Annotated in this window: 6 protein-coding genes and 1 pseudogene; 6 read left to right on the top strand and 1 reads right to left on the bottom strand. The window is 63.2% G+C overall.

Going from position 1 to position 14423, the window contains the following annotated elements; genetic code table 11:
* The first annotated feature begins 205 nt into the window (after positions 1-205).
* The 6 genes from ACIA5G_RS46115 to ACIA5G_RS46090 all read left to right on the top strand — a co-directional run bounded on the left by ACIA5G_RS46115 (position 206) and on the right by ACIA5G_RS46090 (position 13738).
* A complete protein-coding gene (locus ACIA5G_RS46115; RefSeq protein ID WP_395935473.1) occupies positions 206-721 on the top strand; it encodes a hypothetical protein in 516 nt (171 codons plus the stop codon).
* Between the two features lie 499 nt (positions 722-1220).
* A complete protein-coding gene (locus ACIA5G_RS46110) occupies positions 1221-2546 on the top strand; it encodes a hypothetical protein (RefSeq protein ID WP_395935471.1) in 1326 nt (441 codons plus the stop codon).
* Positions 2547-2769: 223 nt separating this feature from the next.
* Positions 2770-3294 carry a hypothetical protein gene (locus ACIA5G_RS46105; protein WP_395935469.1) on the top strand — a complete coding sequence of 175 codons (525 nt, stop codon included), beginning with the start codon at positions 2770-2772 and terminating at the stop codon, positions 3292-3294.
* 352 nt (positions 3295-3646) lie between these two features.
* A complete protein-coding gene (locus ACIA5G_RS46100; protein ID WP_395935467.1) occupies positions 3647-8740 on the top strand; it encodes a hypothetical protein in 5094 nt (1697 codons plus the stop codon).
* A gap of 974 nt (positions 8741-9714) precedes the next feature.
* On the top strand, positions 9715-10053 hold the full coding sequence (locus ACIA5G_RS46095) for a trypco2 family protein (RefSeq protein ID WP_395935465.1): 339 nt from the start codon (positions 9715-9717) through the stop codon (positions 10051-10053).
* Positions 10043-13738: a trypsin-like peptidase domain-containing protein gene (locus ACIA5G_RS46090; RefSeq protein WP_395935463.1), complete on the top strand. Its 3696-nt coding sequence runs from the start codon at positions 10043-10045 to the stop codon at positions 13736-13738. The genes ACIA5G_RS46095 and ACIA5G_RS46090 overlap by 11 nt, the downstream gene beginning before the upstream one ends.
* Positions 13739-14127: 389 nt before the next feature.
* Here the strand turns inward: ACIA5G_RS46090 and rpsA are convergent.
* A pseudogene (rpsA, locus tag ACIA5G_RS46085) lies at positions 14128-14423 on the bottom strand (30S ribosomal protein S1); the annotation flags it as partial.

Below are 14423 nucleotides of genomic sequence, written 5' to 3'. Positions count from 1 at the left end.
TTGACGGCGCCGATGCCGGACTGTTTGCTCGGCGCCACACAACTGGTGACACGAGTAACGCACATTTGGCGAGGTGACCCTGCAGGAGAGACTTTCGTCTCAATCAATTGAATTATCGTCACAATTTATTACGACAATTAGACATGAATGATCCGCCGACGCCCGAGCTCAAGAGATCCTCAAAGTCCTCGTCACCGAAACATGGATGGCGCGGGCTGCCATCGAGACGGCTATCGGCGAGACGCGCGTCAACACTATCCGAGAGCTGGGCCGACTGACCGATCAAGGCGACGTTGTCGTCAAGGGTTCCGACCGGGCAACGAACTACGCCGCCACCGAACAGGCTCGCCGACTGGCATTGTGGGATACTGAGAGCTACCTCGCCCTGGAACCCGACCAGCGCGAAGCGCGCTTCGTCCACATCAACCAGGGTCTCGTCACCGCAGTCCGCGGGATCTTCAGTGCCACTGACCTAGAATTCGCTCACGAAGTTCACGACAGCTTCCGAACTCGGCGGACCGCTGACGTCGACGCGGCCCAGCGTGAGCTTGAACGATTCGTCATCGAGCGGAGCTGGAAGTCGTCGAAGATCGAGGGCAACACGTACACCCTCCTGGACACAGAGCAGCTCCTCCGGGAGGACGTCGAAGCCCCCGGTCACAGCCAGGCCGAAGCTAAGACCTCGTCGTTACAACTGCCGACGTCAAGTTGCGCCAGGTGACAATTAGTTGATCATGAAATGGCGGCCGCGCCGCTGCGGTGCGCCGACAGGGATCTCGACGAGGACCTGCGTTCGAGCACCCACTACAAGCAACGCTCGCCGGGTGACGTCCAGCCGAACAGCCACCCACAGTTGACTGAGGCTGCCCGTCCTTCGTCGCGACGGGCCCACTACCGGCGGCTTCGGCCATAAGCCGGGGATCGGTCCAGATCGCGAGCTGATCAGCCAGCGACGGAGCCAGCTGTTCATCCTCGGGTGCCGCGTCCCGCAGCCCCGTCGGAAGCCACCTCACGATGTGCTGGTTCGTGTCCACCGTCACGCCACCCGGCTTCCGCTTTCGCTCGCCCACCCAGCAGGAGGGCCGCTTCCGGCCCAGTTCTGAGGCCCAACAAGCACCAACAAGCCCGACTCTTCTGCAAAATTCATAGCGACTAAAGGCGGACGCCATGTATCCTGACGTGTTCTTCATTTCGGGTTGTCGCAGTAGGAGTTGATTCTGGTGCTTGACAAGTGGCGCGCCTTGCTCGACTGCGAGGATGTCGAGGAGCCGTTGACGCCAGCGTATGAGTTTGCCAGCGTCGGCGAATCGGTGATCCTGCACGACGGGGGCGAGGGCGGATCGGCCGGGAGAGTGGAGTTGACGTTCGTCGGCCAGCCGAACCTGCGTTGGACGGGTTTCCCAGACTCGACGCCAGCGACACCTGAAGCCACTGGTATCTCATTTCAGCTCCAGCGGCACGGGGTTGAGGCGTCGGTGGACGGGCATCGTGTGGGCCGAGACCACGGCGTCCTCAACTACATGGAGTTCGCGGCTCCGAACACCCAGGCCCACCATGTGGTCGCGCACTGGGTAAATCTGCCCAACATCTTCGCCGCCGGCAGGATCGCCACGGAGAAGGCGACCTGGAACGGCAGGTGGCGGTTCGAGGTGGATGGGTGGCGCATCACCGTCGACCGACGGCAGGACCATGACAAGGTGATGGCCCGTGCCGCGGACCAATCGTCGTACGTGCTGACCCACGTCATGGAGGTGCGTCGAACCGACGACGCCGTGTTCGACGTGGAAGCCGCCAAGCGCCTGCTTGAGGGGCTCCGGGTGTGCGTGTCCTTCGCATTTGGACGGTGGATCGCACCGATCCTCCCCGTCGGCTACGACGCCGACGGGGAGGTGGTCTGGGAGGAGTGGACGACCCCACTCTGCGACCCCGCGATGTCGGTCGGCTTCGGTTGGCTGCACAGGAGCCACACCGACGACCTCGTCCGCCTGCTGTCTTGTGCCCTGCCCCGACTGGCCACGCTGGGGATGCCGGACATCCTGCGGTACCAGATGATCAACGCCGTGCTCGCTGTCCAGTCCGGCTTCGTAGAACAGCGGATGTCAGCCACATTCTCCGCCCTGGAGAACCTTGAGTGGTCAATCCTCGTGCTGGACAGTCGCCTCTCCCACACGAAGTACAAGAAAATGAGCGGCGCGGAACGCTTGCGAGAAGTTCTCACGTTGGCTGACATCCCACACGACCTTGATGCGACGACCTTTCCCGCGCTGCAAGCGTTTGTCGCCAACGCCGCCATTCCCGATGGGCCCACTGCAGTAGTCGAAGTCCGGAATCGCTTGACCCACCCGAAGTCCCCCCACGACGAGGTGTACCAGTTCGACGGGCTGGTCCGGGAGACATGGTTCCTCGCGAGGCGCTACCTCACCCTGTCGATCCTCTACTCAATCGGCTACCAAGGTTCGTACGTCCGCATGACCCCGCCTTTCGGCTGGGCCAGCCATTCCGTTCGGGTCCCGTGGGCATCCAACTCGCCTGTCGGCTCCGCTTGAAGGTGGCGGATCGTCGAGTCGCCGACCCCAGACTCCGCCACCTTCGCGCGAACCGGACAGGCCCCTACGGCTGCTCGACTCTGATCACTCACAAGCCAGCGAATCATGGCGCGGTTGGCCCGCGGTACCTAAGCACCACGGTAACAAATTCATTGCTGGCCGTAACACAAGATCTCCCCAGCGAGACATACCGGCGTTGACCATCATCACGTTGGAGGGGTTCGTGATCATCCGCCGTATCGTTTCCGCCGTTGGCGTCTCGGCGGCCGCACTCTCGTTAGCCGCGTGCAGCAGCTCAGGCGGCACACCCACGGCGACCGAGTCCGCCGGCGTCGTCGCCCCAGCCGAGGCCGCCACCGGCCCGAAGTCCACCGACGACGTCACGAAGACGCTCACCGAGAAGATCCCCACGGTGAAGCTGTTCAAGACCTACACCGCGGAGGACGACCCGAACCACCTGCTCGGCCGGCCGAACGGCTACACGTCGAAGACGGCGTTCTCGGACTCGCGCGTCAAGCCCGACGACGTCGAGTACACGAAGGAGGACGCGGTCGAGCGCGGCGGCTCCGTGGAGGTGTACGTGGACGAGGCTGGAGCGAAGGCGCGGATGGACTTCATCCAGTCGATCGCGAAGGGGATGCCCGCGGTCGGCGAGTACGACTACGTGAAGGGCGGTGTGCTGGTGCGGGTGTCGAGGTTCCTGACCCCAGATCAGGCGAAGGAGTATCAGGCGGCACTTGGCGGCTGAGCGCAGACGACAAAGCGCCCGCTCACCTGGGAGATCTGGCGGGCGATTGGCCGACGTCCGGAAGGCCGATACCACGGAAGTGCGTCACGGACGACTGGGCCGGCGAGCTGTGCGACGGCGATGTGTTCGACTGGCCGGACCGTAAGTCTCCTCCTGCACAGCCGCTGCTGGCTATGGTGCCGCAGATGCCTGCAGCCGACCAGTCTTCGACCGATGTGGCCAGGGTGGGGTGTGGTCGCGTGCGGGAACTGGGGGCCGGCTCGTGGGCTCGCTTTCTCGACAAGAGGAAGTGGCGATGACACGACGTGATCCCGATTCCACGGTGTAAGCAGGATGTCATTACGAGGAGCACATGAACGAGCCCGATGCCACGGACCGAGCCAACGAGTCCGAGGAAGGGAAAGAACCTGCGCCGGATGCTCCCCAGAACGCCGGCGCTGAGCCTGCTGGTAAGTCTGAGCGGGGTTCGAGCACCTACGCGACCGGCGGCGGAGGGGTCTCGTTCGCGCATCGCGTCGCGACGATCTACCTGGCCAGCATGTTGACCGGGAACCGGCGACCCGAGGCCTCCGAGCTGCCGGTGCGAAGGGTGTCGTTTCAGACCGGTCCTGCGCACCCAGTCGATGACCTTCTTGTCGAGTGCGGTGACGAGGCAGCCGAAGTAACGCTCGCCGTGGCCTGCCGGGCAACGCCTAACTTCGTCCAGAGCGATGAGGAGACGGTGAAGCTCGTCGGGTCGCTGCTCTCCGAGGTCCAGCGGATCGACTCTAATTCCCATCAGGTGATGGTCGCGGCCGCGGGCTGGTCCAATCAATGGGAGCAACTGGCTACGGTATGCGATATCGCCCGAGCTCATAGTGACCAGGAATCGTTCCAGGCGTCGATGGACGTAGATCGCCGCTGGTCCAAGCCAGTGCGTGAGCGGCTTGGCCAGTTCCAGCAGATGGTCAAGAAAGCTGTCGAAGACGACACCTCTCCTGAGGAAGTTCTCGAGCTGGCGTGGCGGCTCCTCGGGCGGCTACATATCTGGGGGTTCGCGGTCCAAAGCCCGGATGCGAGTGACCGCACAGCGGTGGCGACATCGCTGGACAGTGTCGTCTCGGCGCAAGTCGATGGGATCACGGTCCGGGATCGGCTCGAGGTCGAGGCAACTCGCTACGACGCGACCGGCGCCGTGGTGGACCTCAATCTCCTACGCCGCGACCTTCACAGCCTCTTAAACACAGCCAAGACACGAAGCAGGCACGCCTGGATGGTGATCGCCGACCACCGGAAGCTGGCCGTTGCCGGTGTGCGGACCGCCATCGGTGATGAGTCGTCCGGTGGGCCGGTCAAGGTCGCGTTCGCCGACCGTCGCGAACAGCTCGTTGGAGCCCTGCTCGAAGCGGGTGCCCCAGGGTCGGCTCTGCTGATATCCGGTGAGTCCGGCATCGGTAAGAGCGCGTCGACGTTGTCGGCCATCGCCGAGCTGGAAGCAGCGGACCCTGCGGGGTTCGAGGCGGTGGTGGTGAACTTCCGCGGCCTGCCGCAGTCGAGTCTGGAGCTTCGCGCCGCGCTCGGGATGTCGATGGAGGACGTGCTCGCCGAGCTTTCGGCACCAAGGCGGGTCTTGGTTGTCGACGCCGCTGATGCCGCACTGGAGCGGTCCGCTGAGCTGTTGAGTGACCTGGTGCTGGCCGCGGCTGCCGCGGGCGTCGGGGTCGTCGCGGTCACGTCTGACCTGGCATCCGGCTTCGTGCGGGAGCAGCTGGAGCTCGGCTTTGGGAAGACCGTTTCATCTTTCGAGATGAAGCCGCTGGGAGACGAGGACATCTCGGTCGTCTCGGACCACTTCCCGCTTCTGCGTGCGGTCTTGCGGGACCTGGCTGCTAACTCCCTGTTACGACGGCCCGTTGTGCTGGACCTGCTGGCCCGGACCGGGTTGGAGCCCGATAGCTCCCTGGGTGAGTGGGACTGCCTGCAGTTGGTGTGGAGCAGGGTTGTTCGAGGCGACGGACGCCCCGGCGGTGGCTCGGCAGAGGCTCGGGAGCAGACCTTGCTCGCGGTGGCCGCTTCGACGATAGGACTACCTGCGGATCAACGACCTGCCGCCGGCATCGATGCCGCAGCGGTCGACGCGTTGCGCCGGGACCATCTGCTCGCGCCGGCGAGCCCGTATCAGGATCAGCCGCAGTTCGCGCACGACGAAGTCCGGCGGTATGCGACCGCCATCCTTCTGGTCCGCGGGCAAAACCCGACCGAGGTGCTGGAAGCAGCTGGCGTGCCCCGGTGGGCGCTCTCAGCCGCCACGCTCGCGTGCAAGGGACTGCTGAGAGCACCCGGCGCCCAACCCGCACGGGTGTTCGTGCTGCTGCTCTCGCAGTTCACACCGTTCGCGGCAGCGCACGGAGCCCGTTGGGCTGACGTTCCGGTTGAGGCCGTTCTCGAGACGCCGTTCGCGTACGAGTGCCTAGCGGCCGCGTTCAAGGATGAGTCTGATGGCTTGGTGCTCGGTGACGTGGTGCGGGTGGTTCAGCAGAGGTACAGGGTCAACGCGCTGGTCGACCCTGTCACCTCGGCCCCCGTTGTGCGGATTCTCCTCGACAACGAGAAGCCGTGGGACGTGTCGGAGGAGTCGTTCGAGCTGCTCGCGGACTGGTTACAGGCACTGTCCTTGGCACGCGTACCTGCAGGAAACGAGCTGCGCGTCAAACTCCGGAGCCGCCTCCTCAACTACTGGGAGTCGAATCCTCCGCGCGACACCAGCGATGATGCCCTGCCCAGCTCGGTGTCCGAGCGGCGCCGACGTCCACGCAAGCTGGACTACCACCTCACCAGGAAAGAGTTCGTCGAAACCCTAGCGCTGCTCGGACCGGACATCGACGACGCCACCGAATCCTGCCTGCTGACCATCGCCGATGACGCGCCGGCGTTCTTGGCCCCAGCTGCCGATTCACCCTTCAGTGCTCGGGCCTTGTCGCAGAAGAGCCCAGAGCTGTTGGCGACGTTGATGGAGGCCTATTACATCGATGACGGGCGCGGCGGGTACCGCGATGAAGGCGTCCGAAGGCATCAAGGTCGCTGGACCCGTGTTGGACCACCGTACTTTCAGTACTACTTCGGTGGGTTCTGGCAGCTGTTCCATACCGCACCGTTGCGAACGTCGTTGCGGGTGCTGAACAACATCTTGAACACCGGTGCACGGGCGCGAGTTGAAAGGCTGTCGCGGCTCAATCCTCCCGGCATCTTCGCTCGGCCGATCGCCGATCTCGACGAAAATTCGGATGTCGAAACCGAAGGCGCAGAACAAGACGGTAAAGCCCGAGGCGCAGTCCTGAACCTCGATGGCATCGCTCGTTTGTACGTGGGCAACAGCCACGTATGGAGTTGGTACCGGGGCGCATCGGGCGGACCGTACCCGGCAATGAGCGCACTGCAAGCGATGGAACGCCTCGCTGACGATTGGTTGCACCGAGGGATGCCGCCGAAGAAGGTCGTCGAGATACTCTTGGACGGATGCGAGAACCTGGCGATCCCAGGGATGCTGTTCGGCCTGCTGGTGCGCCACTTGGAGAACCTCGACACCGAACTCGACGCGTTCCTCGCCGAGCCGGCCGTCTGGGAACTGGAGTTCGCCCGGCAGGCGGGTGAGTACTCCGGGCTGCGCGCACCAACTGAAGGTCTCACGAACCTGGAACGTCGGCGGTGGACACCACGTGAGGTGGCCGCGCAGCTGATGATTCACGGCGGGGAGGCACGCACCGAGGCACTGAAGACGGTCGCCACACAGCTCGTCAAGAACGGCGACCGAATCGGCATCAGCCAAGACCTCACGAAGAACTGGGCCGCCAGCCTGGACTCCGACCTGTACCGGATCACGCAGCACGGCAACGGGTACTACCTTGAAGTCGTTCCGCCACCTGAGGTCCAGGCCGCGCAAGAGACACACGCGGCGTACCAGGAGATCATGCAGACCATCCTGCGACTGCAGAATCGATACTGGGGCTCAGCCAAACACTACCCCGACTACAGGCCCCCTTCCTCGGAGGAGATCGCCGCAGACCTGACCACCGGTCGGTTGATACTCGACTCTGATGAAGACGTGATGCCGACCCGGCATGTGGATGCGGTGGCCCACGTCGTCCGCGCAGCGGTCGAACGAGCCGCGGCCGGCGACATGGAAGCTCTGGGTGACGAGGGCAACTTCGCGACCAAGCTCGTTCTCGAGGTTGCGTCGTCGTTCCAGGATTCCGAGAACCAACGCCATGACGATCAGTTCTTCGACTTGGGCGCAGACCGAGCCGTGGCTCAAGCCCTGCCGGCATTCATCACACCTGCGATGACTGCACTCCTGGAGGCTGCAGGAAGCTCGATCGATGACGTTGCCAAGGCCGGTCTTGCGATGGCAGGCAATGCGTCCTTGGAGACGCGGCTGTATTTGGCGCGCGGATGCGATGTCGTCTGGAGGGCGCCCTGCCACGGCGACCCTTGCCTCCACCGGACAGCATTGGCTTGGTTGGTCGAGACTGCTCGTATCGCGGAAATCGGGCCGTGGGACCAGCACGGCCAGGGACGGCCAAACGTCAAGATCGTCGGCGACATCGCTGAACGTCTTCAGAAGCTTGCTGGGGACTCCATCGACGTCGCCGTGCTCGACGCAGCCATTCGCGGACTCGGCGTAGCTGCGGCCTCGGACCACTGCTGCGCCGATGATGCAGCCGCGCTGCTTGCCACCTTTCTCGACGTCGAGCGACGTGCCATGGTCACCCAAGAGGAGGAGGGCTGGACATCGGACGACCGAGGGACACACACCCTCGTCGCGGCACGAGCCCTGCTCGAAGGCTTTGCCAAGAAAGGTGACGTCAGGCCGGTACTCGAACACCTCGATGTCCTTCGCGCGGACGCAGGCCTGATGTTGAACTTCCTCCACGGTCTCGCGGCAGCCGGCGCAGAGAACGAACGCCTGGCTGACGCAGCCCGCGGTGTCTGGCCATCGTTACTGCGCCGCGCCATCGAGTACCAAGGCGACGACCCGAGCCCCTACCGGGACCACCACTGGGGCGGCTGGGTGGCCGCTGCCCTTCTGCCGGACCCACTGCCGTGGGCGCAAGGCCTGCACAACGAAGTCATCGGCGCACCCATCGACTGGGTCCGCGCCGAGGACCTCATCGAGCTGATCGACGACTGGTTACCCGCTGCTCTCGGAGAGTCCAGATGCGTCGACGCGCTCATCGGCATCCTGCGGAAGCTCCCGTTGGAGGTGCAGGTCACTCGCGGCCAGCGCTGGGTGTCCGGCCTGTGCATCCAAGATGACCATGTCACAGTCAAACAGTCGTGGACGTCGAACGACTGGCTCAAAGAGATTCGCGGCACGGCAGAGGAACTCGCTCATCTAGACGAGTGGCAGATGCTAGTCGATTCCCTGGTCGTCGCCGGAAACGAAGGACTGGCGCCATACAGCAGGTGACGTCCCAAGGTCTGGGCGACGACACCTGGACGCTCGATCGCCGGCGGCCCAGCCATCATCGTCGGCCGGGCACCGCTCGCAATCGTGCGGGGTATCCATCGACAGCGCGTTCGACAACCACGACCGCGGACTCGGCGGCATCGGCCGGGGAAATGAAGCAGGCGCTGCAGCCACGCCTCAACCTCGAACCGCGCGACCTCCGCGACCCGGAACTCGCCGACGCGCCTCCTGCCAAGACTTGACCTGCACCTATGCAGGCACTGGACTCTCGCAGGTCAGGCTCTCGAACCCTCTGCAATGACACGCCCAGGCTCGATACCACCCGACAGGACCTGCAAGGCAACCCAAGCGCCAACCAGATCCTGACGGCGGTAGCGCCGCCCGGCGACCGCACCAGACCGGCTGTCGGCCCATCGACGAGCGAGCGAGGTCGCCAGAGGCCCACCGCGCTCGTCAGCGTCCGCTCAAACGTGACTGTGTCCGGCAGTACCGCCTTGGCCACCGTCCGTCTCGTGCGCCTTGACCTCTCCGCCACCACATCCGCGAACCACGTGGTCGTCGCTCCACCTATTGTCGCCCGAAGATGCTGCACAGGAGATGACCAGGCACCTGCGCCCGCCAGATCCCCGGACACTTGCATTGTTCACCCGCAGAAATGCCGACGCACCCCTTGCCCATCCGAGGTCGAACCGCAGGTCAAGCCGTCGCCCGCTGCGACCTACCGCCACGTCAAACAGACGAAAATGAAGGTCATTGTCTAGCCGGTGCAGGATTCGCACCCAGCCAATTGGCGAAGTCGTACAGCCGGTGGATCACGTCGGTACTGGCCCTGACAGTCCTTGACCGTGTGAGGTACGTCGACCAAAGTTCCCTTCGAGAGCATCGTTATCAAGTTCAGTAACGCCACGTACCTACCAGTAGACGTTACCGTCGGAGCCTTGCCGCCGAGGCAAGGCAGACAGGAGAGGCACGCAGTGACGGACTCGGACGACAGCGGGCAGGTCCTTCTCGATCAAGACGGGGTCGCCTTGTCGACCGCGATCGAACTGCTACGCGCCGAACTGACCGAGGCGCTGGACGCTGGCGTAGACCAGCGCGTCAAGTTCATCCCTGAATCGATCGAGCTGGAACTCGAACTCGCCGTTAAAGCGACCAGGAAGGCCGACGGCAAGGTGAGCCTGTGGAAGGTCGTGTCGTTCGGCGGAGCCAAGGAGTTCGAAGCGAGCGCACGCCACCGGCTGAAACTTGTGCTCAAGCCGCAGGACACCACAGCGCCTGTCGGCGGGGAAACACTGATCGGCGATGACGAGTGACATGATTTCCGGGACGACAGGAGAGGACTTCACACGGTTGGAACAATATGCCCGTCGTGCAGTTCTACTCCGTGGCGTGCAATGGGGCTCGGGCTACGCACTCGCCGATGGCCTCGTACTAACGTCTCGTCACGTCGTAGGCAAGCTTCGGACCACCTGCCTGGTCCGGCCCGAGGCAGGCGATGAGTTCATCGGAACAGTACTTTGGACCTCAGACAAGTTCGACGCGGCGCTGGTGTCGGTCGCAAGCGATCCTTGGCAGGGACTGGACACACGTTTTTCCTGGGCGGTGCTGACCGGCCCTGGACTCGCTCGTTGCCTCACTCTGGGCTATCCGTGGGTGGGAAAAGCCGGCGAAGAGCGCCGACTTCTGGAGCTTGAATGGAAAGTGTCGAACACCACTGGCTGGCAGACAGGCAGTTATGAGCTGCATTTGGACAACAGCTCGCCGCGAGATCGGGTGGACCGGTCCGGCCGAAGAATTTCCGCCTGGAGCGGTCTGTCCGGAGGACCGGTGCTGACGCTGACTGGGCAACTACTCGGGATTGTGCGCGACGAGAAGGACAACTACCGGAACTCTGCCCTGGGCGCAGTCCGGATCAGCTCGCTCTTGGCCGACGACGAATTCAAGAGACTAGTTGAGGCAGCAGAAACAAAACCGATCGCGATATCCGCCCAGGAATCATCACAGGAGATGTCGCAGGCGAACAACACTCGGCTCGACTCGGTGGCGACCTACAATTCGAAGCATCGGCTGCACCGCTACTTGGTAGCCGCTTGCCGGTCCGACATCCCCCACCCGTACGGCCACCTACTCAACGTGGACGCTACCCTGGCAGAAGTCGACTTATCGAGCGTATATCTGTCACAGCAGGTCAACCGCGACAGCGGGCCGCACGTAACCGAGACCGAACGCGTCGCCGCCGAGACACTGGTCTCCACCTACCGCGGCGGCCAGATCGTCGGTGGCCCGGGGGCCGGGAAGTCGAGTCTTCTGAGACGACTCACCGGCGAGCTCGCGCGTACAGTCCACGAGACCGGTACCGGAAACCTCGTACCTGTCTTCGTTCCCGCCGCGGTGCTCGCCAAGCACGGCGGGAGCCTCCCAGAATTCCTTTCGAAAGCCGTGACCCAAACCCTGTACATCGACCTCGATCAGGCGGCACTGATCGAACTGTTCAAGACCGAGCCACTACCCGGAGCGAAGTGGCTGGTACTCGTCGATGGCGTGGATGAAATACTGGATCCTTCGAGTCGTGGGTTGGCGCTGGCCAACGTCGCACACTTCCGACAGGAGGGCAGAATGCGATTCTTCGTGACCACCCGTCCCTTGCCTGAGCACGTGATGACGAAGGTCACTTCGGACTTATTCCCGACGTTCACTATCGAACCTTTCGGCCGTGACCAACTCCAGAAATTCGCGGAGAAATGGTTTCGATTACTATGCCTGCCCGATCCGGATATGGCAGCTATCCAGTTCGAGACGAGGGTCACGGATGCCAGAATCGGCGACCTCGCCACCAACCCCCTCATCGCCACCATGATGTGCCGGCTGTTCGCCGCGGACCGGGATCAGCCGCTCCCGACCAACCGGGCCGAGCTGTATGACCGGTTCGTAAATCTCCTGCTCGGCAAGCGAGAAATGGAGTCGGTCCACGAGCGCCTTGCGCACTGGACGGCACGCAGCGGTGGCCCATCCGCGGTTGCTTCCGCAGAGGATCTGTGGCGGCGTACACGCCCCCTACTGCAATCGGTGGCATTTGCCGAGTATCGTATGGTCTTCGATCACGCCGGAGTCTCGGGCAGAGCCGATCCAGCGCGCGAGTTCGCCAAGGCCGCCCCACCGCCGCCAGGCATGACTGCCGTAGGCTGGTCAGACGTCATCGACGCGGTGCTGCGCAGCTGCGGCTTGCTCGACCAGCATGGTCGGGGTGAGTTCGGTTTCGTACACCAGACGATCACCGAGTTCCTGGCGGCGTCCTACGTGGTCGAGCGGCACAACGATCCTCGCTCACGAGCCGCCATGCGTTTCCTGCGACCACAGGATTGGCACGAGGACGGACGTACCGACGGTCACGAGGTCAAGATTTTCCTCGTGGCTTTGTGGTCTAGCAAGGGAGACGTGACAAGGATGCTGTCACGACTGCTCAAGCGTAGATATTGCGAGCGGACCTACACATTCCTTGTCGACCTCGTCCGGCAGCATATCGTGCTGCCCGAACGTGTCGCAGCTAGGCTCATACAGGTGTTGATCGGCTGGGTGGTCAACGAAGGAGTCTCTTTCGGCGTATGGCGCTCCGCTGCCGAGTCGCTGGCCCTGGTCTCGCCGGCCGACGCCGCGACGCAGATGCGGTTGGTCGCCGAACGAGACTGCTACGGTTTTCAGCGACGCATCGAGGCAGCCCGAATCCTTCTCGAAAGCGACCGCCCGGTCGGGCTGCACGTGCTTGAACAGTTGACCATCGAGCCAGGACCGGACGGGCCCGAACGGCTTCGCGCCGCAAAGCTCCTCTACCGCAATCATCAACGGCGTGGCCGAGCCGCGCTGGAAAGGTTAGCGCTGACGCGCGGCTTAGAAGACTGGCGTACAGAAGCTGCAATGGCACTTGACGAAGCCAATCCTGTACGAGCGCAAGAGTTGGTGTTCCAGATCGCGCGTGATCCCCACGCTGCCGCGGAGACCCGCCTCGGGGCTGGCCGGATGCTGCGGGGTGAACTGAGAGCAGTCGCTCTGATCGAACTGAGCCAGGTTACGAAAGCTGGTGGCCGGATTCGGCTCGACGCAGCGATCGCCGCGAACCGGTTCGACGAGAACGAAGCGGAAGCACGCATCCTCGCCATCAGCTACGACGACGGAATCGACTCGGCGACGAGAAACTCGGCCGCCGAATACCTCGAGCAGCACGAACGTCCCGGTGCGAGCGGCGCGTTCGCTGCAATCGCGTCCTCCGCAACAGCCGCGCCCGTCGATCGCGCTCAGGCAGCGTTGCGATTCGGCAAGTTGGACGAACTTGCGGGTCCGGCATTACAGCTGAAACTCGCCGCCATCGCCGCGCTCGGCGACGCGCGCGTCGATTTGGCACTGGCTGCCGCAGTGAAAAGAGCCGACGAAGCAGCGGACGTGCTGGCAGACCTGGCCGGAGTTCGCTTTGAGAATGAATATTTGGCTATCCGGGCGGCACAAGAGTCATTCCACTTGCGAAAAGAATCGGGAGCGAAAGCCTTCGAAAACATTCGCCTGCATCAGAGTTCACCTCGCTTGCTGTATCAAGCGTGTCTAACCTTCGTCAAACTCGATCCCGCACTTGGGGAGAAATCGATGGACACGCTGGTTCGCTCTCATGCGATCGACAGAAATGTCCGATTCGACGTCGCGATAGAACTCCACCGACACAACCCCACTACAGGTGCGCCTGCTTTGCACCACATCGTCGCTTACCTGTCACCGAGCCGTATTCAGATTCGCTCACTCGCTCAGCTTGCCAAAACCGATCACGTATTGGCTCGCGACCTACTTGCAATGGTCGCAACAAATAAAGATGTGCCACCGGAAATTCGTGTTGCTTCACAGAAAGAAATACCGATGCGCCACCGCGCCGTAGCGCAACGCCTCGAGGAAGAATTCAAGGAAGATCCGCAGATGGTGGCGTACTTCAGAAGCTTGGAGCCCAAGTTTAACCGATGACCAAGGCTGTCCGGAAAACAGCTTGAAGGCAACAACAGCGTCAAGGCGGCCGAAACACCTCAACAGGGGCGCCGAAATGACGGCTACCGAATCTCAACCAGCAGCCCGACCTGACGGATCCACCAGCGACGCAGCCAAACCGGGACCGCTGCCACCCACCAGATTACCGACACCCAATTGGTCCTCTCCGTCACCTAAACGACAATGCCGCCGGCCAGCACAGGTGTTCGACTGGACCGCGGGCAGCCCGGTTCGCCCAATACCGGCGCCTGCACTTGCCGAAATGCTCACCCGATCCGAAGACCGGTAACGAGGGCCTTCACGCTGGCAAAGGATCAGTCCGATGCGATAGTCCGGGCAGCCATTGCGCACCTCAGCGCTCTGCGAAATCACTCGTCGCCGGACCATCGCTTGCGAAGCGCATCGAGCTCTTCCTGCGCGATCGGCGTGCTGCCGTCACTTCGCTGCGGCTGCCCGGAACCCGACTCGGCCCGAGCTGCCTCACCGTCAAGTTCTGCTGTCTTCCTGGCCTGTCGCATGTGAGCGTCAAAGCGGGCCCGAGCTGCGGCGTATCGCTCCTCCCACCCCTGACGCTGCTTGTCGAAGCCTTCCTGCCACTCCTGGGTGTCCGGGTCGAAGCCCTCGGGGTAGATGTAGTTCCCCTCGGTGTCGTACTCGGCGGCCA

This window comes from Amycolatopsis sp. NPDC051758, from assembly GCF_044453095.1.
Taxonomy (GTDB): domain Bacteria; phylum Actinomycetota; class Actinomycetes; order Mycobacteriales; family Pseudonocardiaceae; genus Amycolatopsis.
The sequence above is the reverse complement of the archived record's forward strand: the minus strand, read 5'-3'. Positions and strand labels throughout refer to the sequence as shown.

Excerpts from the sequence above, each read along its gene's own strand:
- ACIA5G_RS46100 (WP_395935467.1), top strand. The coding sequence starts at position 3,647 with ATGAACGAGCCCGATGCCACGGACCGAGCCAACGAGTCCGAGGAAGGG.
- ACIA5G_RS46090 (WP_395935463.1), top strand. The coding sequence starts at position 10,043 with ATGACGAGTGACATGATTTCCGGGACGACAGGAGAGGACTTCACACGG.
- ACIA5G_RS46115 (WP_395935473.1), top strand. The coding sequence starts at position 206 with ATGGCGCGGGCTGCCATCGAGACGGCTATCGGCGAGACGCGCGTCAAC.